Origin of the sequence: Synechococcus sp. PCC 7335 (assembly GCF_000155595.1) — a bacterium.
GTDB lineage: Bacteria > Cyanobacteriota > Cyanobacteriia > Phormidesmidales > Phormidesmidaceae > Phormidesmis.
The window spans coordinates 76905-102833 of record NZ_DS989907.1 but is presented as its reverse complement, the minus strand read 5'-3'; the positions used below and the strand labels follow the sequence as shown (position 1 = coordinate 102833).

General features: G+C 48.2%; 29 protein-coding genes. 26 read left to right on the top strand and 3 right to left on the bottom strand.

Going from position 1 to position 25929, the window contains the following annotated elements:
* Positions 1–38: 38 nt before the first annotated feature.
* The gene (locus S7335_RS24645; protein ID WP_006458860.1) at positions 39–422 is read left to right on the top strand and encodes a DUF6876 family protein; all 384 of its coding nucleotides are present in this window, start codon (positions 39–41) and stop codon (positions 420–422) included.
* Between the two features lie 67 nt (positions 423–489).
* Here S7335_RS24645 and S7335_RS24640 read toward each other — a convergent pair whose 3' ends face one another.
* On the bottom strand, positions 490–864 hold the full coding sequence (locus tag S7335_RS24640) for a hypothetical protein (protein WP_157620754.1): 375 nt from the start codon (positions 862–864) through the stop codon (positions 490–492).
* A 121-nt stretch (positions 865–985) separates the two neighbouring features.
* Between S7335_RS24640 and S7335_RS24635 the strand changes: the two genes are divergently transcribed.
* From S7335_RS24635 to S7335_RS24520, 24 genes are all read left to right on the top strand, one after another.
* Positions 986–1528 carry a hypothetical protein gene (locus S7335_RS24635; protein ID WP_006458768.1) on the top strand — a complete coding sequence of 181 codons (543 nt, stop codon included), beginning with the start codon at positions 986–988 and terminating at the stop codon, positions 1526–1528.
* 121 nt (positions 1529–1649) lie between these two features.
* A complete protein-coding gene (locus tag S7335_RS27170) occupies positions 1650–1826 on the top strand; it encodes a PD-(D/E)XK nuclease family protein (protein WP_083785180.1) in 177 nt (58 codons plus the stop codon).
* Positions 1816–2907, top strand: a complete 1092-nt coding sequence (locus tag S7335_RS24630; protein WP_006458776.1) for a hypothetical protein — start codon at positions 1816–1818, stop codon at positions 2905–2907. The genes S7335_RS27170 and S7335_RS24630 overlap by 11 nt, the downstream gene beginning before the upstream one ends.
* A 511-nt stretch (positions 2908–3418) precedes the next feature.
* Positions 3419–3754: a helix-turn-helix domain-containing protein gene (locus S7335_RS24625; RefSeq protein WP_006458795.1), complete on the top strand. Its 336-nt coding sequence runs from the start codon at positions 3419–3421 to the stop codon at positions 3752–3754.
* A gap of 127 nt (positions 3755–3881) precedes the next feature.
* Complete coding sequence (locus tag S7335_RS24620) at positions 3882–5057, top strand: phosphoadenosine phosphosulfate reductase family protein (protein WP_006458870.1); 1176 nt, start codon at positions 3882–3884, stop codon at positions 5055–5057.
* 14 nt (positions 5058–5071) lie between these two features.
* Positions 5072–5455, top strand: coding sequence for a hypothetical protein (locus S7335_RS24615; RefSeq protein WP_006458849.1), 384 nt, complete (start codon positions 5072–5074; stop codon positions 5453–5455).
* Positions 5456–5613: 158 nt separating this feature from the next.
* A complete protein-coding gene (topA, locus tag S7335_RS24610) occupies positions 5614–7767 on the top strand; it encodes a type I DNA topoisomerase (protein ID WP_006458716.1) in 2154 nt (717 codons plus the stop codon).
* Between the two features lie 89 nt (positions 7768–7856).
* Positions 7857–8747 (top strand): N-6 DNA methylase, encoded by an 891-nt coding sequence (locus S7335_RS24605; RefSeq protein ID WP_006458835.1) that lies wholly within the window; start codon positions 7857–7859, stop codon positions 8745–8747.
* 114 nt (positions 8748–8861) lie between these two features.
* On the top strand, positions 8862–9314 hold the full coding sequence (locus S7335_RS24600) for a hypothetical protein (RefSeq protein WP_006458792.1): 453 nt from the start codon (positions 8862–8864) through the stop codon (positions 9312–9314).
* A gap of 79 nt (positions 9315–9393) precedes the next feature.
* The gene (locus tag S7335_RS24595; RefSeq protein WP_006458780.1) at positions 9394–9681 is read left to right on the top strand and encodes a hypothetical protein; all 288 of its coding nucleotides are present in this window, start codon (positions 9394–9396) and stop codon (positions 9679–9681) included.
* Between the two features lie 90 nt (positions 9682–9771).
* Entirely contained in the window at positions 9772–9963 is a 192-nt protein-coding gene (locus S7335_RS24590; protein ID WP_006458791.1) for a hypothetical protein, read from the top strand.
* A gap of 93 nt (positions 9964–10056) precedes the next feature.
* On the top strand, positions 10057–10236 hold the full coding sequence (locus S7335_RS24585) for a hypothetical protein (protein WP_157620750.1): 180 nt from the start codon (positions 10057–10059) through the stop codon (positions 10234–10236).
* A 115-nt stretch (positions 10237–10351) separates the two neighbouring features.
* A complete protein-coding gene (locus S7335_RS24580) occupies positions 10352–10915 on the top strand; it encodes a hypothetical protein (RefSeq protein ID WP_227500124.1) in 564 nt (187 codons plus the stop codon).
* Between the two features lie 309 nt (positions 10916–11224).
* On the top strand, positions 11225–12283 hold the full coding sequence (locus S7335_RS24575; RefSeq protein WP_006458748.1) for a DUF932 domain-containing protein: 1059 nt from the start codon (positions 11225–11227) through the stop codon (positions 12281–12283).
* Between the two features lie 482 nt (positions 12284–12765).
* Entirely contained in the window at positions 12766–13098 is a 333-nt protein-coding gene (locus S7335_RS24565; protein ID WP_006458809.1) for a DUF4288 domain-containing protein, read from the top strand.
* 315 nt (positions 13099–13413) lie between these two features.
* Complete coding sequence (locus S7335_RS24560) at positions 13414–13656, top strand: hypothetical protein (protein WP_006458843.1); 243 nt, start codon at positions 13414–13416, stop codon at positions 13654–13656.
* Between the two features lie 629 nt (positions 13657–14285).
* Positions 14286–14651 (top strand): type II toxin-antitoxin system RnlB family antitoxin, encoded by a 366-nt coding sequence (locus S7335_RS24555; RefSeq protein ID WP_006458874.1) that lies wholly within the window; start codon positions 14286–14288, stop codon positions 14649–14651.
* A 234-nt stretch (positions 14652–14885) separates the two neighbouring features.
* A complete protein-coding gene (locus S7335_RS24550) occupies positions 14886–15245 on the top strand; it encodes a hypothetical protein (RefSeq protein WP_198011500.1) in 360 nt (119 codons plus the stop codon).
* 44 nt (positions 15246–15289) lie between these two features.
* Positions 15290–15574 (top strand): hypothetical protein, encoded by a 285-nt coding sequence (locus tag S7335_RS24545; protein WP_157620744.1) that lies wholly within the window; start codon positions 15290–15292, stop codon positions 15572–15574.
* A gap of 126 nt (positions 15575–15700) precedes the next feature.
* A complete protein-coding gene (locus S7335_RS24540; protein WP_006458707.1) occupies positions 15701–15991 on the top strand; it encodes a hypothetical protein in 291 nt (96 codons plus the stop codon).
* Between the two features lie 154 nt (positions 15992–16145).
* Positions 16146–16751 carry a hypothetical protein gene (locus S7335_RS24535; protein WP_157620742.1) on the top strand — a complete coding sequence of 202 codons (606 nt, stop codon included), beginning with the start codon at positions 16146–16148 and terminating at the stop codon, positions 16749–16751.
* 118 nt (positions 16752–16869) lie between these two features.
* On the top strand, positions 16870–17172 hold the full coding sequence (locus tag S7335_RS24530; protein WP_006458847.1) for a hypothetical protein: 303 nt from the start codon (positions 16870–16872) through the stop codon (positions 17170–17172).
* Between the two features lie 11 nt (positions 17173–17183).
* A complete protein-coding gene (locus S7335_RS24525) occupies positions 17184–22418 on the top strand; it encodes a hypothetical protein (RefSeq protein WP_006458755.1) in 5235 nt (1744 codons plus the stop codon).
* 149 nt (positions 22419–22567) lie between these two features.
* The gene (locus S7335_RS24520; RefSeq protein WP_006458862.1) at positions 22568–22957 is read left to right on the top strand and encodes a hypothetical protein; all 390 of its coding nucleotides are present in this window, start codon (positions 22568–22570) and stop codon (positions 22955–22957) included.
* Between the two features lie 263 nt (positions 22958–23220).
* On the opposite strand, the gene tnpA is transcribed toward S7335_RS24520, so the two are convergent.
* Positions 23221–23619: an IS200/IS605 family transposase gene (gene tnpA / locus S7335_RS24515; protein WP_038020273.1), complete on the bottom strand. Its 399-nt coding sequence runs from the start codon at positions 23617–23619 to the stop codon at positions 23221–23223.
* Positions 23620–23661: 42 nt separating this feature from the next.
* Between tnpA and S7335_RS24510 the strand changes: the two genes are divergently transcribed.
* Positions 23662–24846, top strand: coding sequence for an RNA-guided endonuclease TnpB family protein (locus S7335_RS24510; RefSeq protein WP_006458830.1), 1185 nt, complete (start codon positions 23662–23664; stop codon positions 24844–24846).
* Positions 24847–24890: 44 nt separating this feature from the next.
* On the opposite strand, the gene S7335_RS24505 is transcribed toward S7335_RS24510, so the two are convergent.
* Positions 24891–25766 carry a hypothetical protein gene (locus S7335_RS24505; protein ID WP_006458789.1) on the bottom strand — a complete coding sequence of 292 codons (876 nt, stop codon included), beginning with the start codon at positions 25764–25766 and terminating at the stop codon, positions 24891–24893.
* Between the last annotated feature and the right edge of the window lie 163 nt (positions 25767–25929).

The window sequence follows — 25929 nt, the reverse complement described above, 5'->3', positions numbered from 1 at the left end:
ACTGAACAGGGCTACTGTAGCCCGCAATCAGATCTATGATGAAACTTTCAAGTGAAGCAAAGCAGCTACGAAAAGAGTTAAGAGGGTTTCCTAGAACAGTGCAGAGGCATCGCTGGAGTTCTCGTTTTCCAGATATGTTCTGTACAGATGGCGTCAAGTATCTAGCAGAGAAAGCTAAAGCATACTGGCTGCTAGAGATGATCGCCTCCTATCGGAGCGACCCAGCAATTAAAGCGTTAGAGCAAACCACAGGGTCGCAGGTTTGGATACTCTCAGTGGAGGGAAATAAAGCCAAACTTGACTGTTTGGGGGATTCAGGGTGGGCACCTACAATACACCAGGAGATTCCGAGCGACTTTCCCTTTGGGGAAATAATGCTCTACTGCCAAAAAAACATCATCTTGCTACCGTCTGAGCACTAGAGAAGAAGCCACAACATCTATTTAGGTGTTGTGGCTTTCTCTTTTTGAATGCGATTGCGTAGTTGGTTCAGTTGTTACTAGCCTCTTTATCCAACATTGGTTTTAGCATCGCTAGAGCCGCCGTAAGCAACAGTACAGACTTAGAAGCCTCAGTTTCCCCCTCACCACTAACTTGCTGTAATTCTTCGATTGAACTGTAAGTGCTTCGGACGATATCGTCTGTGCCAAGCTCTTGGGGCTGAGCAACAATCCTTTGCAGCTCCTCAGCAAAGATTTCAGGCTGTTTTCTAGTTTCATCCGGCTTCCCCTTTTGCCGTACAGAAACTAGCATCGCTTGGAAAAGCTCTTTGCTGTTCGGGTTCTTTCCTGCTGGAAAGGTGACATCCTCTAGAGCTAAAAGGCAGTCTACAAATGAATTCCCAGAAGGGGCTGTCTTGCTCATAATTTTTTGAGAGTAGTGAGTGCCTTCTATATTACAGTTGCTACTATTAGAAAAGTCTTTTTGATTAGCAACATTATAGATTTTTGATAGAATTCGAGTAGTTCTATCGAATCTCATTGCCATGCCAACAAACGTTTTACCGAAGCTCAAATCCGCCAGTTCTGACCTGGAGAATGAAGTCGCCGCTATTGAACAGCAGCTATCGATAGTACGAGAGAAACGAAAGGCTATCCTCTCAGTCATCGATATGTTTGATGCTTCACCTGCTGCCACTGAAGCAAAAGATGATCTTAGTGATGAAGAGACTGCTTCCCCTACTGTTGAAGAACCAGAAGAAAAGACTGAGAAAGCAACTAGCGCTAAGAAAGCTACCAAGGCCAAAAGCACGAAGCGGAAGAAAGACGGACGCACAGGGAATTGGCAAAAGTATCTGCTTCCTGCCATGAAAGGCTATTCGCTACCTGATGCTGTACAGTTAGTCCTGGAACAAGAGCCGAAGAAGGACTTCAAGATTGCCGAGGTGATGTCTGCTTTGTTCAAAGAGACTATGCCTAAAAGCCAATATCTAAGGGCCAGGAACCGAGTCTCTAACATTCTCTCAGCGGGCGCTCGCAACGGAGATTGGCAGAGAGGAGACCGTAGCTCATATCGCAGCGCTCGGTAAAACTGAGACGCTGGTACATCGGGAAACAACTGAAGCCTATCCGAATGAATCTTATGTAACTACATAGACATTAGTAGTTACATAAGATCTAAAACCATCATCAGCCAGTAAAATACGGGGTATGGCTTATCCCCTTTCCGCCACCAAACTCAAGTCCTACGCTCGTTGCCCGCAGGCATACTACTTCCGCTATGAGTGCGGTTTGAAAGCGCGCAGTGCGTTTGCCTCGGCTGCGTTGGGTACCGCTCTACATGCGGCACTTGCACAGTTCTATACAGATGTGAGTAATGATTACTAATAACACAAAGTTGAGCAGAGGCCAGTTGGAAGTTCGTCGGATTGTTGATTCTTTCTTAGAAGAATTTGAAAGTCTAGACGGACCTGATTTCCAAGATAAGTTTTCCCGTTGGTATCCGAAAGTAATAGATGCATTTAGCTCAAACAAAATTATTGTTAAAGATGCGGTGACTGCTCAGCCTTTAGGTACTTCTCGGTATTGTGAAAAATATCTCAGTTGGTTGCATTATACGGGGGAAGTAGAAAGTATAAAAGGTGATTTTCATAGCACGTCTTTGGATATAGATTTTTCTATGCATGAAATTCTATATCGGCCAGATGGCAGGCTTAGACCAGCCTATAAGGGCGGAGTGAAGTCTGATACTACGATAGAGTCATTGTTTTACCTGGCGCAAGGAAAACGTTTACACAGCTTTCAATGGGACTCCACCTACTATGATGCGATTGCTTTATGGGAAGAAGGAATGGGTGGTCACCATCGGATGTTATCCCACATTCTATATGGATCGGACAACATCAATCCTCGAACGCTATGTATTGTCAGAAATGAGTCTCCTGAACTGGCCCTGAATGAGTCGCTATTGCGCTTGGAAAAACTATTTAACGCCGTTAGTACTGATTCTAATACTAGTATTACTCTAGATTTTGACCCTCGTTCTGTGAGTAGGGAAGAGATTGAAATGATAAAGTCCTTTTTTCACGGTGTTACAGAGAAAGAAAAGGTAATGATAATTCGCTGTATTAAAGATTTGAGAAAATTCTATTATCAATACTGCTACTTATACTTGAATAGCGATGGTACAAAGATGTCAATTACTGCAATGTACCGCCTTCTTGGAAAGGTCCGAACCATCAGAGCTAAACCCTTATGGTGGCGAAGAACACTTGTTTGGAAACAAAAGCTTTTGGGTCTAAATGCAGTTGATCCGATTAATTCTTCAGTTCTTCGCTTGGCGACAAGGGATAATCCATACTGGGCTGATAAGGAGCTGAGCGAAGAAGGTCTTTTGTCTTACCTACCAGGGCTGCATATTATCGTTTCGTGGATATGGAAACAGTTCGAGTCGGCAGATAACGAATAGCATACGCCATGCCTGAAGCGGTGCAGGTAGTCCTCGAACAGTAGCCCAGAAAAGACTTCAAAAATTGCAGACGTAATGTCCGCTGTGTTTAATGAGACTATGCCAAAAATCAATATCTGGAGGCTAGGAACCGCATCTCTAACATTCTTTTAGCGGGTGCTCTAACTTGCTAATAAGCAAGCTATCAGCGCTACCTGTAGCAAAGGGGCGCTGTTTTTTAGGTTATATGCAGATGTCAGAGTATCCGTGCCCCTTTGCCTGCTGTTGAATGAGGCTGAAGCGTCTATCTGGCGGGGAATAGGGGACAAATCCGATGGTAAGGCGATTGCCCGTATACTGCAAGCACTGCAATGGCTGAAAAGCTTGTATAGTCGAGGTTATCGCCTATTATGGACAGGCAATATGCAGTCGTGCCCTTTTTAGTTGCATTGATCACGAGCGATCGCCTTTTCCTTCGCTTAAAAGGTTGCCCTGCTGCGCAACAGAAATTCTGACGATATCTGGTTTACCAATGAGACAAACATTCGGCCAGCACATCAAAACAGGAAGAGTGAAGAAAGGCTATAGCCAGCGCACTTTAGCAGAGTTGGTTGGCGTTGATCACAGCTACCTATCGAAAATCGAAAATGACAGTTCGGAGTATCCTCCTAAACCTATTGTTATTCGGCGGCTAGCGCGATACCTAAAGCTAGATGCGATTGAGTTAACCTATCTATCTGGGCGAATCCCGCCAGCAGATGCCAAAATCATTCAAGCTCTTGCTAAACAGTACAAGAAGAAGCTGCCTGTGCTGCTTCGGGCTTTGAAGAACAAAAAGCTTGTGGAACAAATTTTGGATGAAAAGTAATCGCTGACCTGCGGTTAGGCAATACAGGTCAGCGACTCTAGTACGCAGCCGCTGACGCTCCTTCAATAGCAAATTGGCGTTCTTTCTCTCTTCGTATGAAAGGACGCCTGTACAGGAATTGGGAAAAATGAATACTTTCAAGCAGACCACTCTCTTCACAGAGAGTGACCAATCGTCATGTCAAGATTTCGTGCCGTCTCTTCTAGAGAAAGGTGCGGATCTCGCTATCTCCATCAGCGGCGGCAAAGATAGTGATGCAATGCTTCGCTATCTCGCGGAACAGCAGCGAGCATCCTCTTGGCCAGGGGAAATGTTCGCTCTGTTTTGCGAGCTAGGCCGAATCGAATGGTCGGGTGTTGACCGACATCTGAAGCAGCTCTGCTTTGAGCTAGCGATTCCACTCGTGAAACTCTATCCGAACCGACCGATGATCGAAGAGTGGCAGCAGCGCTACGAGACGATTTTGGAAAAGCAGGAAAACAAGCCTTTTTGGTCTTCCTCCAGCGCTCGCTTCTGCACCAAACATGAAAAAACCCAACCCGCCGACAAACTGTTGCGAGACTATAAATTCATCGTCTGTGCAATAGGCTTGCGAGCCGAGGAATCATCAGCGCGGGCGAAAAAGCCTCGCTACCAGGTACGAAACGAAATCACCACTAAGCGGTTCAAAACCCCCGCCAGTTGCAAGACGGCTGAACAGAAGGAACGGTGGGCAGAGCAAGCCTATCAGGACTGGGAGAACTCTGGCCGAAAAGGTCGATTCGCAATCTCCTGGCATCCGATCCATCACTGGCCGCTCGAACAGGTTTGGCAGCAGAACGGCACCTCATCTGCGGATGTCGCTCGTCGGGTCGAACTGTATCAATCAGGCAAAATTGAGCAAGCGATCGCAGGCTTTCCTTGCCATTGGGTTTATGCCTCTGGCAACACACGATTGTCCTGTTCTCTGTGTGTCTTAGGCAGTGCGAATGACATTCATAACGGGGCAAAGCACAATCCTCAAACATGGGTCGAGCTAGCGCTGATGGAGATTGTTGGGGGTTGGGGCTTCCAGCAAAGTCGCTGGCTAGCTTCACTCAGCGATGAAGTTCTGAAAATGTCTGTACGCCAGCGGAAGCAGCTAAACCAAATACTGCTTGATCGCGGTTTGCTCGAACCTTGGAACCCAACACTGATGCTTCATCTCCTGCACTATTGCTCACCGTTCTGGACAGAAGCTGCGCTGAGAGAGCTTGAGCAGGCGATCTCTCAGTACTGGGAAACAAAACAGCTTCAAGAGTCTGAGCTTGCACTTGATCTTTAGACGGACGAAAACCAATGGCAACACTTAAAGAATTCTCCGAACAGCTTTCAATCTGGCGCTCTAGCCACAATCTGTGGACGGTGATACAGCACTCTGGATTCAACGAAATAGAGCAACAGGCCGTAGCACGGTCGGTTGCTCTGACTGTCCTTAAGCAATACTGCAACGAATATCAGAATCCGTTTTATGTACAGGTCGAAGCGCTCTATCCCCATAGAAGATTTGGACTGTATATTACCGAGAAAACGCCTGTTCCTGTCTTTGCTGGAAGAAGATCCAAGAAGAGAACTAGAGCAGTCCTAGGCTGGTTGTATGCTTTCCTAAGCGTGACAGGGCAGATGAAGCTGCTTAGGGGTTTCGAGGAGAGGATTGCTTGCTATATCGATCAGAAACTATAATTCATCCCAAACAACTAGGCGGCGACTCGCTGCGATCAACAGGCTTTCCTTTTGGGGAGTCTGTTTTTTTCTTGTACAAAACTTAAGTACATGTTCTCTCACATATTATCTTTAGCGTATATCCTATATGAAGGTGAACGTTTCAGATATTCCCTCCTATGGCCAACAAACTTCTAATTGTAGAAAGTCCTGGCAAAATTAAAAAGCTCTCTAAGATACTTGGCCCCGAATGGTTGGTCAAAGCAAGTGTCGGCCACATCCGAGAGCTAGCTAGCGACGGCAACGATTCGCTTGGATTTGATATAGACGGCCAGTCAATCCGTTGCCGATTTGTCCCAAGGGGTGAAAGTGGCTTAAAGGTAATTAAAGGACTCAGAGCAGCGGTGCGGCAGGTAAAGACAGTTGTGATCGCCACCGACCCTGATAGAGAAGGAGAGACAATCGCTTGGCATATTCAAGAGGCGCTGAAGCTGAAGAATCCTCAGCGGGTGGTCTATAGTCAAATAACCCCTGCTGCGGTCAGAGCGGCGATCGCGCAACCTAGACAAATTGACCTCAACTTGGTTCACTCTGGCCTCTGCCGTACCGTATTAGACAAGCTAGTTGGCTATCGGGGCTCACCACTGCTATGGAAACTAAACAACGGAGCGAAGAGCATGGGGCGCGTACAGAGTGCAGCACTGCATATCCTCTGTGCGAGAGAACGAGAAATTCAAGCGTTCGAGCCGCAAGACTACTGGAGTGTCTTTGTCGATTACGCCGAAGGCTTTCGAGCCTACTACCAAGGCAGCACAGCTGACAGCGACGAAGAAGAAACAACAGATGATGCCGAAAATCCGACTGAGAGCTCGGCCAAAGAATCCACTAGAGTCATTTCGGTGACGGAGGCCGATCGCTTAGTCGAGATAGCGCAACAGCATCCGCACCAGGTCAAGAGCATCGAAGGCAAGACTACACGCCGGAAGCCACCGCCAGCGTTCATCACTTCTTCGCTACAGCAGACGGCTGGCTCTCGGTTACGCTTCAGCCCCGAACATACAATGAAAGTGGCGCAGTCTCTATATGAGGCCGGCTTGATCACCTACATGCGAACCGATAGCACAATGCTCAGCCCCGAGTTTTGTTCTCAGGCACGACAGTGGTTAGAAAACCACGATGCAGACAATGTTCCTGAAAAGGTGGCTAAGCATCGTAAGACTAAAGGCGCACAGGAAGCGCACGAGGCTATTCGGCCAACTGACATCTTCAAGAGTTCTCAAACGCTCAAGAAAGAACTTACAGCTAATGCTTTTAAGCTGTATGTGATGATCTGGAAACGGGCGATTGCCTCGCGATGCAAACCCGCGCAGGTTCAGCAGACTAAGATCAACATCCAGTCAGGGACCGTCTGTTGGCAAGCAAAGGGACAAGTGGTCAGCTTTTACGGTTACACTCGCTACTGGAACAACCTCAAAGCAGACGCAGAGCTTCCCAGCGTTCAGCAGGGGCAAGTGTTGACACTAGAGCGAGCCGCACACGAACAGAAGCAGACTCAACCGCCACCACGCTATAGCGAACCTAAACTGGTGCAGACGATGGAGCGTCGAGGTATCGGCAGGCCCAGTACCTACGCACCCACTATCAAAACCCTGAAACAGCGATCATATGTAGAAGCTGCCAAAAGCTCTCTCTCGCCCACACAATTAGGCTTAGAAGTGGATGCGTTTTTAGGAGAAGCCCTGCCCGACCTTTTAGAGTCAGCATTCACGGCCCAGATGGAACAAGCACTTGATCAGATTGCAGAAGGGCAAGAAGAATGGCAGCGCTACCTGGCTGGCTGGAACCAGAACTATTTCGTCCCAGCCCTGACCCAGGCACAGCAGATAGTCTCGAAGCATTGTTCTTCTGGCTCAACCGGAACAAGCGATCACACTTTAGAAGTTTCTAAAGTGCCTTGCCCTCAGTGTCAAAAACCAATGGCAAAAGTCCCTAGTACAAAGGTCACCAAAAAGTACTTTCTTAAGTGCCAGAATGGGTGCGAAAACACTGTACTGTTTTATTCCAAGTACAGCAAGCAATGGGAACCACCTCGGGAGAAAACGAGCGATGGTCCACGGAAGAAAGCTGCTACCACCGAGATAACGAAGCACCTCTGTCCGGTCTGTCAAAAACCGATGGAAGCGTACAGCTATAAAAAAGACGGTAAGGACAAAAAGTTGCTACGCTGCTCTGACGAGAAAGCTAGGCAGCAGAAGAAACATAAAGAGGCGGTCTACTTCTTCACTAGCAAAGGCGTTTGGTGGAGTCCAAAGTACGGAGAGATGGCTGAGTGATGCTTTGATCAGTGAAACTATATCGGCTGCGCCCCAATAGCCAAACGAATGCTGCGCAGTGAATGTATGAACGCATTCATTGAGCGCAAATGTATAACGAACAACAAAAGGAATTCAGTCAGAAGCTGAGAAGCCTGAGCTATAGCCGTTCGGTTGGTGGCGTTTTCACCGACTGGCTAGAGATAGCGGCGATCACGCTGCATCAGTTACCGTACCATGCAGGTGAACTGCCGAAAGACGAGGCGTTCGAGACTTTGGAAACGAAATATATGGAGTGGATAAAGCCCTACAGCAAAGAAGAGCTAATCACCTTCTCTGAACTCTTGGGCCTGACTCTCTATGCTCATCAGGGTAACTATCAAGATTTCCTCGGTGAGATTGCCGAAGATGAGCTGCTATTGAATAAGCGTGGGGGCCAGTTCTTCACGCCTTATATCATTTGTCAGGCGATGACGAAGATGAGCTTTGGCGACATGAAGGAACAATTAAAGGGAAAAGGCATCCTCACTGTTTGTGAACCCGCTGTTGGCGGCGGAGCGATGGTGATCGCTAGTGCAGAAGAAGTTGCTTCGCAAGGCATAGATCCCCGTAGCTGCTTGCAATTTGACTGTACAGATGTTAGCCGCGATGCCTTCAACATGGCCTACATTCAGCTATCTGCATTGGGTCTCCAGGCGGTTGTTCGCCACGGCAACAGCTTGAGTATGGAGTACTGGGAACATCGCGCTACACCACAACTTCGGCTGTTCCATCAATGGCTAGCCCCGCATCGCAAAACGCAGAAGGTAGTGCAGGCGGTGCGGTCCATCCTCGCTGAAGACGTTCAGCCTACGCCAACACCTGAGGCGGAAGCAGCGCCCAGTCCTACCGGAACGCTGTTCGACTTGGCACCGTTCACAGACAGCTTGCCTGCGAAGAAGAAAACACGCAAGCAACAAGATTTGACTCTCAATCGGCAGACTACCTTGTTCGATCTTTAACGACTCAATCTGACGACCGCTGGCCGCTATCGCGAGGTGTAGCGGTCGGTTTGGTCTGCCTTTTCAGAAATCAGCAATCAACCGAGAAAACAATCATTACCAGGAGAAAAAGCAATGTCATTAGACTTTTACCCAGCTCAATTCGGATGTTTCACCAATCCCTTCAACAACCAGATAGAAACAATTAAGGCGGATGAACCTGCTGACGATTTTAGCGTTGTCGTTTCAATGAACCAAGCCAGTGCTGCAAAGCTGATTCCACTATTAGCTTTGCCTGTAGAGGACGGCTACGGAGAAATGGCGGCTGCTGATTTGTACCAGCGCTGTCATGTTGTGCTGCTCAAGAACAGAGCCGCCATTGAGGAATTCACCTGTGCGGAAGACAACTTTCTCTCACAGGTACTGAAGGAGTTAGGAGCAGGCTCTACCGATGGTCCACAAATCATCAATGTCGGTACAGATGCGAATACTGTTGAAGGTTTGCGCCGCCGCGTCCTGCTACTGAAAGACCTGGCATTGCTATCCATGCAGCGGCACGGCTCTCGCGGCTACGTGCAGATTTGTTGATACTAGACAGACTTCGCCTTTTTGATGAGTATACTGAAGCCGCTGCGCTAAGTAAGGCTGAAGTATTGAGAGCCTTACGATGATTACCGAGCAATATAGTGCCGACTGCCAATACGAGCAGGCGCGAGGAATTGCGCTAGACGACAATCGAGCATTTTGGACAGCCGACGAAACACCGTTGGTTGCCACACCGCCCGTCTGCGCTCAGTGCGAGAACTGGCAGTATCGGCGGCAGCTGCATCGAGCAGACGGTACCGCCCAGTACAGCCCAGGCTTCTGTGCGGTTCGTGCCGCTGCCGATCTGAAGCAGATGTCTCAAGGCTATGCGGCTAGATGTCAGCTTTACGAAGAAGCGATTCCGTTCTAATAACTCACAGCCCGCCCACTACAACTCCTGTAGTGGGCAGCGATCACACCACTGTTATGAAGTTCATTTCAATTTCAAGGAGAGGACTAAATGGAAAAGAAAGTTTCGGTAAAGAGAGCAATCAGAGAGCTGTATCGCAAGGAGGGGCCGCAAACGATCGAAGCTTTTGAAGCTGAAGTCCAACAGCGTTCGTATGTGGCTGATGCGTTCGGTTCAACAATAATTGCGCTAGTGGAAATGTCATACACGAAAGTAGATGGCTATTGGCAACCACAGCCCTAGCACTTCTGTTGATAGCCTACAGCCTGCCCACTGCAACTTCTGTAGTGGGCTTTTGCTTTGCAAAGACTGATGGAAGTTCATTTGGTCAAAGTTATGACACTGCAAGAGGCTTACGTTCAGCTTGCTAAGGAGTTCGATTTTACACCTCAACAAGTGGAATATCGACTTACGCGCATCCAGCAGGGTACGGCTCTAAAGATAAAACGAGAAATGGCCCGACGCTTAATGACGTTGATGAAGTCTTCAGAAGACGGAAAACGGCCTAGCCCATAGAGAGCTAGCATCAGCTCTCGTTCGTATGGTTACCGCGATTAAAGCCCTTTGCCTTTGTGCGAGGGCTTTGCTTTTGCTGCGCACAGACTTTTTGAAGTTCATTTGGTTTCAACCCATGACCCACAACCCCATTGTTCCAGACGTAGTTGCCTTGCTACAGCAGATGCTATCAGCAATAGAAGCGCTATCTCAGCCGACTGCGCCAGAAGGCTTCAGCGACTACAGGAAAGTTGTTTACAGCAACATTACTAAAGGCAACGGCGACGGTTGGTACATCCTTGAAGGTGATAGAACCGTGACGCAACCGCCCGTCTTCACTGGTCAGATACTGCAAATCAGTTTCCCGATGCTCGAACGTAGTGGTGAAGAAGTCCGCAAGTTTCACCTAACGATGAAAGCCAACGGCAGTGTCTTTACCTTCGAGAGCGGCGACGATTGCTTCTTCAGTAAGACGATTCTGGCTACTTGTGCAGCTGCTTCCCCGGAAGTGCTTTCGCAGCCAGTGCAGTTGAAGACTTACTTGAAGGAACTGCGAACCGGCAGGAAGACGCTTGCCGTTAGTCTGCGCGGTGCCAACAATCAGCTGCTGTCATCCGAGTGGCAAAACGACGATGACTGGAACGCGATTGCAGCGTTGGCGATCGCTAACGTGAACACAGCCAACGGTTGCGCTCAATAGTCTGTCCCCTCTCTCGATAGCCACTGAGCTGTTGAGAGAGGGATTTCCCTTTTTGTTCATGAACTGTGTCTAGGTATCTACGGCAACAAGCGATGGATGGAGAGCTTGGAAGCTCAAAACGGGAACTAAGAGAAATCGCATTAGTACAATTCCCCTTCACCATGACTTTATTGTGTTTGCTGTACCGAATTGGGTACAGCATTTTTTTTGTTTAAAAGCTGATATTGACTCACCATCCGGGCGGTGTGAGCTACGCAAAGACATTCTGACAAAGGCTTCTCTCGGTGAAGTCTACAACAGGATTGAAGAATGAAATCTGGCAGAACATTGACTGAGATGGCACAGGCTCTCGAAGCGCAACAGACTCAGAAGAAAGACTTCGTAGCTGATACCCGTGCGCTAGAGATGACCCCCAATGGTCAACTAGCGATCGTTAACGCTGAGACTACGCAGCAGTTTGCAATCACCCCACACGCACATCGTCAGATAGGCGATCGCATTGGCATTCCGGCCAAGTACTATGACCGGATGCGCGTGGAAGCACCTCAGCTCTTACAATCCAATGTTAACCATTGGTTTCAAGAGCAGCCTGAGCAACGGATGATCCGCACGATGGGCACTGACGCTCGTGCGTTCTTAAGCCGCCGCTATCGCCGTTTGGACAACTTCGATCTAGCTGATGCAGTGCTACCAACATTGCTAGAGATGCAGGGTGCGCGGGTAGTATCTTGCGAGCTAACAGAAACTCGCATGTATCTCAAAGTAGTCACCGATCGCATCCAAGCGGACGTGAAAGTGGGTGATGCAGTCCAAGCAGGCGTGTGCATCTCGAACTCGGAAATCGGCATGGGCTCCCTGCGAGTCGAACCGCTGATCTACCGTCTGGTCTGCACCAACGGAATGGTCTCACCTGATCGCAGCGCTCGCAACCGCTTTACTCATCTAGGTAGAGCAGCTGCGGATACGCCTGACGCATACGAGTTGTTTTCGGACAAAACCTTGGAAGCGGATAATACTGCTTTCTTCCTGAAGGTTCAGGATTTGGTGCGTGACGCGGTAGATCGGACAAAGTTCGAGCACCTAGTTGCACAGATGCGTGACACGACCGAGCGCCGGATCGAGGGCAACCCCGTGAAGACGGTCGAAGTGCTCACAAACAAGTTCAAGTTACAACAGAACGAAAGTTCGGGAGTACTTCAGCATCTGATTCGAGGCGGCGACTTGAGCCAGTGGGGATTGCTGAATGCAGTCACCCGCACGGCGCAAGATGCTGAGTCCTATGACCGGGCAACTGAGCTAGAGGAGCTTGGCTCAACGGTGATGACTTTGCCCGCTAATCAGTGGAAGCAGCTAGCAACTGTTTCCTAGTTGTCGATACCAGAGACAGCCCACCTGTTAATTCAGGTGGGCTTTGCTTTTGCTGCGCACAGAAAGTCTGACGTTAAGCTATCGAGGACTGATATGTACCGCAATAAAGTATCCCGTGCCTTTCTTGCCATAACTCTGAGCTTCTGCCTAATACCTCTTGCAGCCTGCGAAGGCGATTCTACTATTGGCGAAGGGGGAGTCATTACGCAGTCGCCAAGCTGCCAGTACGAAGATAACCTCGAAGAAAGTGCCAGTTCTTTTATCTCTCGCTGTCGGAAAAGCGGCGTCCGTCGAGAATTTCCTAGCGAATACAATGAGAAGACTCTAAGAGAGATCAAAAGAGATAAGTCAGCTGATGGGAAAAAGGCGTACAAGCTGTTGAATGACCGTCGTTTCAAAAAGTAGACACAGAGTAGTTCTGCTTGGGCTTTAAGAGTGCAACGGGGCTACCCTAGTAGATAATCGCTCAAAGGAGATAGAAAATGAGAGAGAGTCCAAAACCCTGCTTCTATGCAGCCGTGCTGGTGTTTGAAACGTCATCAGATGCTCCAGGCTATAAACCACTATATTCAGAAGAAATCATGCTGATTGAAGCGACTTCTGAAGAACAGGCAAGTGCTAGTGCAAAAGCATGTGCTAAGGGTCAAGAAACTAGCTACCAGAACGAATACTGCGAGACTATTCAAGTCAGGTTTAAATCTCTAGTTGATGTTCAACTAATGCAGTTTGAACCGAGTCATGGCGCAACTGTGTATTGCCGTCATTTCCATAGCTACCCTGCCTACGAAGCCTTCGAGTTACTTGCCAGCCAATAGCTAGCCATCGTTTTCCTTTGGTGCGATCGATTAGTTAGCTTCTTACCGCTTTTGACAGCAAGGCGTTCTTCCGCGCTTATGGTCTAGCACATGCCTCCGCCGATCTGCTGCTAGAGAAGGCTGGTTTGCAGACACCTACCATCGTTGAATAGCCGACACAGCCACACTGGGAACTTTTCCTAGTGTGGCTGTGCTTTTGCTGCGCATAGAGAAGCTGACGTTTTAACTTCGGTTGCTATGTATATTCTTCACAAAATTGCACTCTCTATCATTCCTCATGAATATTCTTATGCTAGACGTGCGCAATCCGTAACAATGGTACCAACCCGGAAGCAGTTAGTAGCCTGGGAAGACCTAGAAGAACTGAAAGTCTACGCTCGCGAGATATATCCTGTATTAAGAAAATATACCGATGCTGAACTGTTAATCGAAGGTACCGCAGTCGCTGAAATAAAAGGCGACGTTTGGAAGATTAAGGATGGCTACGAAGAAAACGTGTATAACACCCCATCGCTTAAGCGGGGCACTAAGGGAAGATCAACAGAACTTCTATTGTAGAGTTCTACAATAGACATTGACTAATGCCCCTAACCTCATCAGGTTCTACTTGATGGGGTTTCCCTTTGCTGCGCATAGACGTGATGACGAATATCCAAATTAAGGAGTAAAGGAATTCAAATGACTGACCAACTAAAGTCTCAATTGGAATCTGCCGATGGCTGAGCTACCGAGGTATTTGGCGGACAGCTTACTCAGTCACATGCTAGTGGATTCGAGGTCTTTTTCCCTCCTCCACAGACTGTACTTTCTTATATTTGTTACATAAACCGGGAGTACCCGAGTTTAGTGGTAGAAGAGCATGAATGGTCTGTGGAAGTCTCCGTACCCGAAGAACATTGATACTCTCATCAAATCCTCACCTCGCCGCTAATCAGCGGCTTCTTTTTTTGAGATTGCACTTTGTGCTGGGTAAGTGAGGAAGACCTTTGTCTTTCCTTTGATACTTTTGTTGAACTCCTCGATTTTTGCTCGATATTATCCTGCTCGGTAGAGATTATCCCACTTGTTCATCTAGGGATAATTGCCAAAAGCCTCCTGACGCTTATCGACTGGAGGTAGTTGACACGGTGAGGTTGCCTTTTGCTGCGCAAAGAAAGAATGATGAATCAGATGAAATGGAGTCCACTATGCAAGACCAATCTTTTGAAATCAAACAGCTTTCTGAGGGCTATGCTCTCGTGTTGACTCTCAACTACGAAAGTCCGCTGTCTTACGTTTGTGAGATAGAAACTATCCTGGGAAAGGCCGAATTCTCAGGAATAGTGCTGTTTGATCTATTACTTTGTAACGGCGTTGCAGATAACCGATTTGTTCAGTTTACTTTCGAGGGTGGTAGACTTGACCACGAGTCTCATAACATTATTGCGGTAGAGAGTTTGGATGACTCTATCCTACGTGTTTCCGAGAATTTCTATCTAGCAAATCCGGTGTTGATTGAAAGGAGTTATATCCTGCTTGACAGCGACAAGCAGATGTTCCTTAGTGCAGGTTGAGCTAAGCATTATATGGAGAGATAGGCTATTGCCAATCTCTCCATATAATCTTTTATCAATATTTCATTATGAGGAAGCATCCGGGGCGTTTTGTGCTGAGCGAATGAGGAAGCCCTTTGTCTTTCCCTTGATACCTTTGTTGAACTCCTCTATCTTCTGTTTAACATTATCCTGCCCGATAGCGCACCCTACTTGTCCGCACGGTGAGGTTGCCTTTTGCTGCGCAAAGACGCGATGATAACGATTAGGAAAAAGCAAATGACATTTAGCCAACAACTCGCATTAGCCGAAAAGAGAGCCAAAGAGACAGGAGATTTCCTCGAACGTTGGCACTTTGTAACAAAAGTACTGGCCGACGAGTATGCAATCAGTCGCAAGGCAGATGGTACAGCTTGTCTATACTATTTCAAATGGATTTCTACCAAAGACGGAGGGGCAAGTTTAGAAACCGTCCCGATCTTTGAGTGCATCGAGCACTCGGCAAGCACGTTAGGCATGGAGATGTTCTGCGACGTGCTGAGCGCATATGGGCTTCACCGTTCTGTTGCCATTCGTTTGTACCGCGTGTGCGTCCCATTTGTAGTTGAAGACTAGTAGCCGTTGTTCTCCCGTCTGGTCAATTAGACGGGAGAACCCTTTTGCTGCGCAAAGAAGGAATGACGAACTACTCAGAAGGTGAGAAAATGGATTCATTGTCAGAACAACAGATTGTCATCCACGCAGTTGTATGTGGAGGCAATCCTGTCGGTATATTAGAGAGAGGACTTGCGTTGGCTTTCCCCTCCGAGGAAACGTTTGAGTGCTTCTGGCAAACGTACAGCACGAAACCTCAAAGGCCGAAAATTGATCTCTCAGTTCCATTCAACGTTGTCAATCGGGATAAGCGGTTGATTACGGTGGTAATCGTATCAATCAAGAAATAGAAGAAATAGTGGTCAGTAAGCAGCTTTCGCTGCTTACTTCTTTTTCCCAATACTAAACAGATAGTCGCTGCGCTTAGAAAATATGAACGAGGCTACGTTCGTCGTAGTCCACTACAGGCAACTAATATGAGTCGGCACTGCGTACAGCACAAGGACTATCGCATCTGCTACGGTTGGGACCCGGTTCAACCGATGCGTACCTTCTTCATGCAGGTGATGTCCGAAGACAAGAATCAGTCTGAAGATCCCATCGTCGATGTCGGTCAAGGACTGATATACAACGATGCTTTTACCGATATCGATAAGTTTGTTGCAGAATGTTCTCGAAAGTTAACTGAAGTCGGAATCATCGACTTCGAGCTATCTCAAGAACAAAAGTTTCAGCTGCTTAACGATATGTTCGGCATCGGCAATTAACCAGAGCTAACCCTATCAGTTCTTGCTGATGGGGTTGCCTCTTTCGCTGCGCTCAGAAAATATGAACGAGAAGTCAGTGCGCGAAGCACCTCGCCTCAGCTTTCGTGCATTGGCTTCCGCGACGACACATTTTGAAAATTCGGAGATCTTAATCATGACTACTATCACAATCACAGAACTGAAGACAGAGTGCTACAACGCTCTTGGTCAAGAAGCAGCTAAGCGACAAGCTCGGGCGATCGCCTCTGAGCTGTCCACAGCTACCCAGCAGATCACGCTCTCGAACAAAGTAGTGTGGACTACGCTTCACTCGAAAGTTCAAAGTGAACAGCCAGTGAGTTTCGCTCAAGTGTGCGCCACCGTCGAGCGAGAAGAAAATCCATTCCTAGCCATGCTATTGGTGTCGGCTTGGTTGTTTTCGCAGTGGCTCAGTCTACTGCTATGGCTGGCTCCTCGGGCGATTCGTGCTGGTCAGATTACCCGTCAATGGGCGATCGCACTGGCGAATGGCTACACCCGTGTTAGCTATCGGCTCATCCACGGTTGCGAATTCCCGAATTCGCTTCCTGCTACACCTGAAGTAACAGAAGCGATCGCTCATATCCATCGGGAGGTATTGCCAAAGTTCCGCGCAGAACTGAAAGCAGAGACGGTGAGCTGTCTTGTATACAGCCGCGAGTTTTACCTACGCTCCGCCATCAAGCTTCTGAGTCTGCTGCAAGAGATTGATCACTCTTCTACCAGGCTAAAGACGGCATAGACGAAATCGCCAGCTAGAACAACCGGAGCCAGCTTTTCTGAACTTTCGAGAAGTCTGTCTCCGGTTGTAGCATCTCTGAGTATCATTAGAAAGTTAATCAAGGAATAGGGGTAAAGAGATGTCACAACGATTCAAACAGAGTGGAGCTGGCGATCTGTCCGTAGAAGAACAGCTAGCAGGGGGAGCCGATGTTGATGAGCTAATTTCGTCGGGTGCGCTCTACGACGACTATGATCCCAAGAACGATGATGGCTACTTCTTCACGTCACAAGAGGACGCTGCCAAGCGTGTGATAGTTCCAATGAATGAGGAGGAGGTAGCGTTAGCAGAAGCCAGAGCAGATTGGTGGCATGAATTTTACCGTTGTGGGAAAAATGATTCGCCTATGCCTCCTCGCTACGTTCCCAAAGAGCAAAAGTAGATTCAAGAATCATGCTTCAGATTGAACGCTTCGATGTCAAGACGGGCAAAGCTATTCAGGAAAGAATAGACGGCCAAGATCGCCCTGCGATCAAACAGGTAGAGCATTCCTACCTAGAACACTGGCTCAACAGTAACAACATCGAAGCGAAGTTCTCTGTAGCCCAGTTCTACGAAAGCGTCAATGATTTAGACCGTCAGCGGTTAGAAGCTGAAGACAGAGTGCTGGTCTATAGCAGTGGGAGCGACGGCTACTTTACTGATGCAAAGACGGCAGAGTTGATGACGCTAGGGAGTGATACCGTTACTCCTATCTATGCCGGCGATCGCGAATCTGCTCACAACAACGTTGCTTACGGTAGTTTAATTTCGTCGGATGGGGTTGCTTCTACCGTTATCTCTGCCCAAACGACAGATAGATATGAAAGCGTCAATAATTCAGGTCGTCAACGCTTAGAAGCTGACGGCAGTGTGCTGATCTATAGCAGTGGGAGCGACGGCTACTCTACAGATCCGAAGACGCAAGAGTTGATGACGCTAGGGAGTGATACCGTTACTCCTATCTATGCCGGCGATCACGAATCTGCTCACAACAATGTTGCTTACGATAGTCTGATTTCGTCGGACGGGGTTGCCTCTACCGATATTTCTGCCCAAACGACAGATGATGCAGACGTTCGGATTGAAGTAGAGGCAACTGCGGAACAAGATGGCGCTGACTCAAAGAAGATAAGTATCTTGGTGGTTGATAATAATCAGTCTGCTGAAAGCTTTGCCAAGCTGCTCTCTAGCGGAACCCCTCTTTCAAAACAGCAGCTCACAGCGCTTCATAATAAGATGGGCGATGGCACGATGCTTGTTTCAGAGGAGACAATGCTATCGCTGCTCACCCCAGAGGAAAAGGATAATATTGCTCTCAAAGCTTCTAAGAAAGCAGGTGTCAGCGGTGATTTCTCCACCCTTTTTCAAGAGATGTCTACCGCAGATACTGCGATAGACAGTGCCGCACAGCAGGAAAGGGCGCTCGCACGACGAAGTGTGGTTCAGTTTCGAGCCGCTAGCCCGGACCTTCCCGGTATTGCTAAAGGGACAGCTGCCAGCAGTAAGTGGTGCGAGCGCCTAGGGGTGGCCGCTATCATCTCTACTGATGATATCAAAGGGGATGATGGCCGCTTTTCAAAGCCAGGGATACAGCAAGTCTCAAGACTTTGGATCAATCGCAAATCTACGGCTCAATACGGTCAGCAAACAGTCGGACCCCAGGTGAAGTACACCATTCCAGAAGCGACGGCTAACGAGATTAATCCGCAAGTACAGGCTCAGGCCAAAGAACTGGCTCAGATCGCTGGAGACTATGTTTCTTTAAGTCAGCGCTATATCGAACAAAAGGAGCGCGATTATTCACGCTCCGATAATTTTTTTGAAGACAATGACTTACAAGAGAGCCGTCCTGACGGGTTGTACGAAGTCCTAAGTGCCGATAAGTACGGTCAGCTAGCCGGACAAGCCAATGTTGTAAGAGGCTTGAACCGCTACATCCGCAGTGAATGGAAGCGGCTAGCGACTAATGGAACTACCGTACCCTCTGCGATGGCTCAGCACCATAGTCAGTTGAAGCCGTGGGAAGTGTGCAACAAAAGTTTGCCGCATGGTTCCATTGTGGCTTACTATCGTTCGCCTTTCCCAAATGTGGGCGCAGCGGCGATCGCCATCAACAACAGAGAGATTATCAAGCAGCAGGATAAGGAAGCGTTCTTCAAGCAGGGTGTAGCTTACCTACCGCCCCATACAGCTAAGAAAGTTGCCATCACTGACTTTGATGGCGATATGAATGGTTTCTTCGTTGGTTATGAGGCCACTGTAGACGACCTACCGCAGCAGATTCGAGCTGAACTAGCGGACAGTGCCGGACTATCAGAGGCTCAGCAGTACGAGGCAGGCCGAGCCCTATTCGACCGGATGATTCAGCAACAGGAACAGAATCAAGAAACCCGCATCACCCCGGCTGAATCACCCCTGGCGGTAAAAGAATTCATCATCAGGAACGCACCAGAAGTAAAACCACCGGAAATTATCAAGCAGAAAAAGGAGAAGCATGCTTGGAGAGAGGGTGAATCTCATGCTGAAGCTACCTGGCGAGCTTGGGAGATTACAGCAGATAATCCCACCGGCAAAGTTGCGAATGCGGGGATGACGTTGCTAGCACTCTCAGAAGAACTGAAGACTGGCGCAAGGGAAAACCAAGAAGCTCTACTGCACCAAGTTTCCGCCCATTTTACTAGCGTGTTGCAAAAAGCAGATAGAGGTCGGCTTTCTATTCCTGATGATGATTGGCTTAGCAGTCAAAATTTTCCGGCTCTCTACACCGAACGAATCAACGACATTGCCACAGCTACTCATCAGTTAGCGACTTACGATGATCCGGACAAACGTGCTCAGTATGTCTCAAGACATTTACAGAATGCTTCTAGTTTTCTCTCTGAGGTCGCGAACGGACCTAACGCGGTCAACTTGCAAACCGCTGTAGACTCCGCAAAAAGCTCCAAAGGTATTGATGAAAACCTGCATAACTTCATCAAGGCGCTTCAGTACAAGGAAGATGAACTAAGGCAGTGTAAGCACAATACTAGTGTCTACATGGACGGCAAACTCATGCCGACATCTACCCAAGAACCTGTTGCGGACGGGGTGCGGCTGGTCAATCAAGAGTATAGCGATGTTCGCCTGGAAGAACGAGAGAATACCGAGTTCAACGCTATCTTTCCAGAGATGCAGAGCGAGGCGAGCATTAAGCAGGCTACAAAGGTTGCAAAAGAGAACAATCAGCTTGTTGATAAGATAAGCAGTAGCAAAGACAGGCTACGCAAGCGTCATTCTGAAGATCAGAAGCCTACGCTACTAGTCACATTGCCGGACGGCAGACAACTAACGCTCCAGAACATTGAAGATAGTCGTGGTACTCTACCGATTTGGCGTACTAATGGCGAACCGCTAGCCGGAACTATTCGGATCAAAAGAGATGCTAGCGCCGCTTTTAAAGAACAGTTTCCCGCTCAGCTGACGTTTGTTGATCAGACCGGACAGACGAAAGCCCAGCGAATCGGCTTTGTTTCGCCTGAATCGGCTAAGCAGCACGAACTCTCTAAGCGACTAACAAACCAAGCAAAACTGAGTATCGCTAAACCCAAGGCCACCATCCGAGTACCGTGGGCGCAGCGGCATGATACCGATATGCTCTATGAGCAAGCGCGGCAGTACCTGGAGTCATCGCTTGCGCCACCCCCAGGCCAGGACGAAGCCCAACACCATCGCCAAACAACTGCTGCTCTTTGGCAAGGCTATGCAGGCAGAAACATTGCTTTGCGCTCCTATCCAGATGTGGTTAGCGAACAAGTTAGTCCTGCGCCCGCAACCGTGATTGGTCGTCTACAAATTCCATCTGAGGTGCGGCAGCAGCTCGTTGAGCACAGCCCTCACACTATTCAGATCAGTACAGATAACTTTGTGAAGAAAGAGAAGGGCGTTCAAACCACGGTCACATTGCCTACGGTCTATGTCGTTAAACCCGATGGCAATCGCTTATTTGTCGGTGCTTTTTCTAAAGATAGCCGAGCGCTGCCAGCCGGGAAAACCTACATGGCGCACTTCTCGAAGAACAATACCAGCGCTGCGGTACTCAACATGCAGGTGCTTGATCTGCCAGCCATCGAGCAAACTCAAGCTCAGTTCGATGCACTAGCGCAGGGCCGTAGCCATATGAGTTTGGAAGGAGAGCCCTACGCTGTCTATAGAGTCCGCGAGGGAGATATTGTAGTGGTGCCCTCTCCTGATGATGCGAAGCAACAGATTGCAATGCAAGTCGGCAAGCAGTATCGCATTACGCAGGAGGCGCTAGAGACAGAAGGCTATATCGAGCATTGGGCCGATAAGGAAAGGGCGTCTGCCGCTGCTTTATACGATCGGATTAGCAAAGCGCAGGCGAACGGTAGCACTCTATGGGGGCTGACTGTAGAACCGCTCGGTGAGTACAAGCTAGGCCGAATACATCAGCCTTCTGGTGAACTATGGGATGGGCTTCACCAAAGTTCTGGGCTGAAGACGGCAAGCGCCGAAATTGCTTCTTCATTAGAAGCATCAGATGCTACAGCAACAGTAGAAACGCAGCAATCTCCTGGCTACTCGCCTTCCTACGAAGAAGTTGATCAGTGGTTCAATGCAGCATCAAAGCAAGGTTGTCCAAGCGCCGAACTTTTCAGAATTCTAGAGGTGGAGCAATCTCTAAAACAACGGTGGGTAGACAGCGCAGAAGATATTAATGCGCCTGGCTTTGACTTCGATCCACCTTCAGCCTATAGACATGCCGATGTCACTATCAGCGCAGAAGATTACTCTCAGATGCGCGAGCTGGTACCTCTTCAAGGGCAAAACCAGAAACTGTCATCGCAGGTGAAGCCGCCGGACGCGATCGCCTCTTCTCCAGAACAGTCAAGCCCGATAACTTCAACCGAGACAACGCCATCTTTAGCGCCAATTGCGATTACAGGTAGACCAATCATCACACCCGAATCGTTGCGTATCGCAGAAGACCAAAATCCGTTGCCCGTTAGCTCTTGCGTAGAAGCCATGCGGAATTATGGCAGGGTACATAGTACGCACTTGGGTGAACCTTATGCTGACTATGGCTTCAAACAAGGCGATAGAGGAATTGTCAAAGGGAACGGTCACAAAGTTGCTTTCGATGTGGGCAGTCAATACCTAATTACGCCAGAGCAAGTGCAAGATAAGAACTATAGAAGGCTTTGGTCATCTCTCGAAAAGCAAAGCCCTGAACACTTAGATAGATTAATGGAGCTAAGTAAAGTAGCAGGTCAACCGCTGTGGGGACTGAAGATGTCTCCAGTAGGTGATTATGTAAACGGCAACGTGGTTGCCTTCCCTCCTGCCGATGACATCTACCGTCCAAGTAGCAACGAACTAAGACAATGGTATAACGTTGCAAAAGCGCTCGGTGATGAATCGCTACAGCAGCGAATCCTAACCGCCGGAAAAGAGACTACTGCTGCCTATCGCTTCGAGTCTAGTAACTTTGAAGCCAAAGCGCCTGCTGATTTTCGAGGTGCTAACTGTGTAGTCAGAACCAGTGATAAAGACAGAATTGAAAAAGCGATCGCTGCTTATAAAACTGCTAAGGTAACCGCAAATACCAAAGAGTTGACTACCAGCCAAAGTCGAGGACAAGAACGGTAATCACTAGCAAAAGCGATCTTTGACGCTATCCATTTGAAGCTGATCTAGTACCTTCTGCTATCTATATGAGTCTACAAAAGACGATTGATCGTGCTGCGCATAGATGTGATGAACGAGGCTACTCTCGTAATCCACATTAAGGCAAAGCTATGATGATTCAATACCCGGACAACTTTTATAAGCTCCTTCCAGAAGATTGCAGTTACTTGTTCACCGAAGATTACGATCTGCATAGTCACGGTGGTTCCTGCGTAGTTGCTGTAGGTTGGAATTCTACACTGCTAAGCTTTTTCGCCTTCGTTGCTAGGTGCGATTGGTCCGATAAATTTGACCCGTTGTTGCTTCGACTAGAGGAAGGCGAAAAGAAGTATCACGAGGCAGGAGAGTTTATCGAAGCACTCTACGACAGCTTTTGCGATATGGAAGTTGAGGACTTTTCTCTACCAGAATGGTTTGAGAACGACTTGCGAAATGGAACGTTTTACGATCGGGTCTTTACCAAGACTGTTATGTTCGGTCTTGGTGCGAACGCATTCTAACAGCTAACAGCCCCTATCAGTTTCCTATACTGATGGGGGGCTGTTTTACTGTCGTCAACACGCGATCGCCATCGAGTTAAGCAGCTGCTGGTTAGTCTAGTACCTTTCTATTCGTAAGCTGTTTTGGTACTTATGGTTGCAAGTAAGTATCGTCATTACAGATACCGTGACCTTCACATAGTCTCTTTACAGAAATCGTCGTAAAAACCACTCTCTTCAGAGGTGGTAAATAAGACGGTGAGCGATAGCGAGCAATCTTGCTTCTATCGGGTCTTTTGCTCCTCAACGTACCGCTTTATTGTATCGCCCGAAACGTTGCCAGCAGTAGACACAAGATAGCTGCGAGTCCATAGACTAGGCAGCTTAGTTTTAATCCAAGGGTACTCCTCACGCAACACATGAGAAGAATACCCTTTGACTCTATGCATGATTTGCGAGGGTGCCAGGTTAGGGATGGCGTTCACAAATAGATGAACATGGTCATAGTGAGTCTCTAGCGCTATCACCTTGCAGTCTATGTTTGATACAGCTTCGTGTATAAGTGCTTTGAGCCTAGTGTCTAAGTCTCCATTAAGTAGCTTCTTTCGACGCCTAACTGTCCAGACAAAATGATAGTTAAGGAACGAAACAGATGTGTTCTCATGCCTATATTTTTGCCCCATATCTCCACACTAGCTTGGTCTACTGCTTGTTATGATAGACCAATGACACCAGTGACGACGACGCTAAAACTCAAGTTCTTTGACCTCAATCAGGCCAAAGCAAATATGTTTGGGCAAACGACAGCAGCGACAACGCAGTTGGCGAATGAGTTATTGCTGGTGCCTCACGCTGAGCGCAAGAAGCTGACGACAGCGCAAGTTGTCACGCCGTTAAAGTCTGCTCTATCGAATCAGGTGATTCGCATTCTGAAAGGTAAGGCAGGCAAGCGGGCCAAAGCGTTCAAAGTGTTTTGGCCAGAAGTGAACAAACAGAACTGGAAAGTGGCCAAAGTGGGCACTACCTACTCTGTTAGCTTCCCAACGGTGCAGGGTGTTAAGCGGGTGCCTATTGCAGTACATCCGCATTTTATAGATCAGCTAGACGACATCATCAACGGCGACGTTGAGAAAGGATCTCTGAAGCTAATGCAGCTACGCGGCGTCTGGTACGCGATGCTTTCTATCACTCGGGACGTTCCCGAGAAAAAAAGCACTCAGCGCATCGGCGTAGACCGGGGCCAGAATAATCTAGCCGTCGCCGCAACTGCAAGCGGGCGCTGCCTGTTCTTCTCAGGTGTTGATGTAAAGCATCGGCGTCGGCGGTTCCAACAGTTGCGGCGTAAACTGCAAGCGGCTGGCAAGTACAGAGCGGTGAAGAAACTAGAGCGGCGTGAGTCGCGGTGGATGCGTGAAGTCAATCACACCATCAGTCGTCGGATTGTCCGCTTCGCGCAGTCACAGAAGGCAGATCTATATCTAGAAGATCTCTCTAATATCCGGCAAACGTCGAAGCAGCGAAAGATGAACCGTTCTGATGCTGGCACTTCTCGCCACACCTGGGCGTACTACGACTTAGAAACAAAGCTGGTCTATAAGATGGCTTTAGCAGGCAGGCAGGTAAACAAGCGACCTGCTGCCTACACATCGAAGAGCGACCATCGGACGGGGCAATTGGATGGCAAGCGCAATGGGCATACGTTCACTGGTGCCAATGGCTATCAGTGCAATGCTGATTGGAATGCTGCCGTTAATATTGCCCAGTGGGATGGCTTTTCGTGTCCGTTGATTCTAAAAGAAGCGGCGTCTGTAATGGGCGTTGTGGCTTCAGCGGATGGGGTATTTGATAATCCCCTTAACTCCATGAATCAGTCAGCACAACAACTCACGTTGTTCCCAATGTCTGCCTAGACGGGAGAATCTCGCCCATTCATGGGTGGGAGTGTCAACCTCTGTCACTTTGCCTTTGTCTGAACAGGCTCATTCTTTTTGCTGTCTGGAGCACCAGTTTTCGACTTACCTTTATCTCCATCTGGTTTCTGCACCTTAGTTCCTACCGTTTTGTTCTCTGGCGTAGCATTTGTCTCACCCTCTGCCTTTTGTGTCTCGACCTTGACCGGAGTGAATTGATAAACCTGCTCTATCTGCTCGGTGCATCTTTTTATCCATTTGATCACTGACGAACGGTTTAGCATATCAATGTTTTCATGCTTTTTGTCTTGCAAGACCTCGTAGAAGGTTTGATTGTTAGCTCGAAGCCTATCATTTATCCCAATGAACATTTTGGGAAACTCAATGCTTTTAAGGCCGTTTTCCTTCGCTGTAATAATATTTTTGTTTTCGGCTTCAGTCTCCGCCCAAAGTGAGGGACGACCTCTGAAATGACTTTTGACTAACACATGCGTTATCTCATCAGTCCTGTAGCGCTGGCAGAGCGTATCTAATCTCTCGAACGAATCAGGATCTAAATCAGCTAACCACCACTTGATCACTCCTATGTTGTTGTCTTTTGCGGCTTCTAAGATGCCTCTATCATCTAGCCAGCGGTTAATATGACTATCTGTTTGTGCAGCCAGATCGACAATGACATCCCTACCAGTTTGCAGTGCTTTGTACCAAATTGTATCTGGCTGTGCCTCGTATAATTCATCATCAGAGAGCTTAATTCTTGGGACTCCTTTCCCATATAGCTTATAGAGCGTTTGGTTCTCGTCGTCTGCATCGATGAGAGAGGGGTTTGCGCCAGCATTGGCACCTACGGTCGCTAGCGCTGCTGCAAAAGATGATTTACCGACATTCGCTTTTCCACTTGTGATGATGTGAATGGTCATAGCTGTTGCTCACTGAATAATTTTTTGTTCGTAACTCTTATACACCTAACTAAAAAGTTGCTTACCTGGAACAAGCGGCCTTCAAAAGCTCATTACCCTTTGCCCGCTTGTTCAAAAGCATAAGCTGCTATTCTCTGCTGCTTCTCTAAGTCGAACCCTTCTA

What these genes read in the sequence shown, in the direction of transcription:
- S7335_RS24645 (WP_006458860.1), top strand. Translation starts at nt 39, where the DNA reads ATGAAACTTTCAAGTGAAGCAAAGCAGCTACGAAAAGAGTTAAGAGGG.
- S7335_RS24640 (WP_157620754.1), bottom strand. Translation starts at nt 864, where the DNA reads ATGAGCAAGACAGCCCCTTCTGGGAATTCATTTGTAGACTGCCTTTTA.
- S7335_RS24635 (WP_006458768.1), top strand. Translation starts at nt 986, where the DNA reads ATGCCAACAAACGTTTTACCGAAGCTCAAATCCGCCAGTTCTGACCTG.
- S7335_RS27170 (WP_083785180.1), top strand. Translation starts at nt 1,650, where the DNA reads ATGGCTTATCCCCTTTCCGCCACCAAACTCAAGTCCTACGCTCGTTGC.
- S7335_RS24630 (WP_006458776.1), top strand. Translation starts at nt 1,816, where the DNA reads ATGATTACTAATAACACAAAGTTGAGCAGAGGCCAGTTGGAAGTTCGT.
- S7335_RS24625 (WP_006458795.1), top strand. Translation starts at nt 3,419, where the DNA reads ATGAGACAAACATTCGGCCAGCACATCAAAACAGGAAGAGTGAAGAAA.
- S7335_RS24620 (WP_006458870.1), top strand. Translation starts at nt 3,882, where the DNA reads ATGAATACTTTCAAGCAGACCACTCTCTTCACAGAGAGTGACCAATCG.
- S7335_RS24615 (WP_006458849.1), top strand. Translation starts at nt 5,072, where the DNA reads ATGGCAACACTTAAAGAATTCTCCGAACAGCTTTCAATCTGGCGCTCT.
- topA (WP_006458716.1), top strand. Translation starts at nt 5,614, where the DNA reads ATGGCCAACAAACTTCTAATTGTAGAAAGTCCTGGCAAAATTAAAAAG.
- S7335_RS24605 (WP_006458835.1), top strand. Translation starts at nt 7,857, where the DNA reads ATGTATAACGAACAACAAAAGGAATTCAGTCAGAAGCTGAGAAGCCTG.
- S7335_RS24600 (WP_006458792.1), top strand. Translation starts at nt 8,862, where the DNA reads ATGTCATTAGACTTTTACCCAGCTCAATTCGGATGTTTCACCAATCCC.
- S7335_RS24595 (WP_006458780.1), top strand. Translation starts at nt 9,394, where the DNA reads ATGATTACCGAGCAATATAGTGCCGACTGCCAATACGAGCAGGCGCGA.
- S7335_RS24590 (WP_006458791.1), top strand. Translation starts at nt 9,772, where the DNA reads ATGGAAAAGAAAGTTTCGGTAAAGAGAGCAATCAGAGAGCTGTATCGC.
- S7335_RS24585 (WP_157620750.1), top strand. Translation starts at nt 10,057, where the DNA reads ATGACACTGCAAGAGGCTTACGTTCAGCTTGCTAAGGAGTTCGATTTT.
- S7335_RS24580 (WP_227500124.1), top strand. Translation starts at nt 10,352, where the DNA reads ATGACCCACAACCCCATTGTTCCAGACGTAGTTGCCTTGCTACAGCAG.
- S7335_RS24575 (WP_006458748.1), top strand. Translation starts at nt 11,225, where the DNA reads ATGAAATCTGGCAGAACATTGACTGAGATGGCACAGGCTCTCGAAGCG.
- S7335_RS24565 (WP_006458809.1), top strand. Translation starts at nt 12,766, where the DNA reads ATGAGAGAGAGTCCAAAACCCTGCTTCTATGCAGCCGTGCTGGTGTTT.
- S7335_RS24560 (WP_006458843.1), top strand. Translation starts at nt 13,414, where the DNA reads ATGGTACCAACCCGGAAGCAGTTAGTAGCCTGGGAAGACCTAGAAGAA.
- S7335_RS24555 (WP_006458874.1), top strand. Translation starts at nt 14,286, where the DNA reads ATGCAAGACCAATCTTTTGAAATCAAACAGCTTTCTGAGGGCTATGCT.
- S7335_RS24550 (WP_198011500.1), top strand. Translation starts at nt 14,886, where the DNA reads ATGATAACGATTAGGAAAAAGCAAATGACATTTAGCCAACAACTCGCA.
- S7335_RS24540 (WP_006458707.1), top strand. Translation starts at nt 15,701, where the DNA reads ATGAGTCGGCACTGCGTACAGCACAAGGACTATCGCATCTGCTACGGT.
- S7335_RS24535 (WP_157620742.1), top strand. Translation starts at nt 16,146, where the DNA reads ATGACTACTATCACAATCACAGAACTGAAGACAGAGTGCTACAACGCT.
- S7335_RS24530 (WP_006458847.1), top strand. Translation starts at nt 16,870, where the DNA reads ATGTCACAACGATTCAAACAGAGTGGAGCTGGCGATCTGTCCGTAGAA.
- S7335_RS24525 (WP_006458755.1), top strand. Translation starts at nt 17,184, where the DNA reads ATGCTTCAGATTGAACGCTTCGATGTCAAGACGGGCAAAGCTATTCAG.
- S7335_RS24520 (WP_006458862.1), top strand. Translation starts at nt 22,568, where the DNA reads ATGATGATTCAATACCCGGACAACTTTTATAAGCTCCTTCCAGAAGAT.
- tnpA (WP_038020273.1), bottom strand. Translation starts at nt 23,619, where the DNA reads ATGGGGCAAAAATATAGGCATGAGAACACATCTGTTTCGTTCCTTAAC.
- S7335_RS24510 (WP_006458830.1), top strand. Translation starts at nt 23,662, where the DNA reads ATGACACCAGTGACGACGACGCTAAAACTCAAGTTCTTTGACCTCAAT.
- S7335_RS24505 (WP_006458789.1), bottom strand. Translation starts at nt 25,766, where the DNA reads ATGACCATTCACATCATCACAAGTGGAAAAGCGAATGTCGGTAAATCA.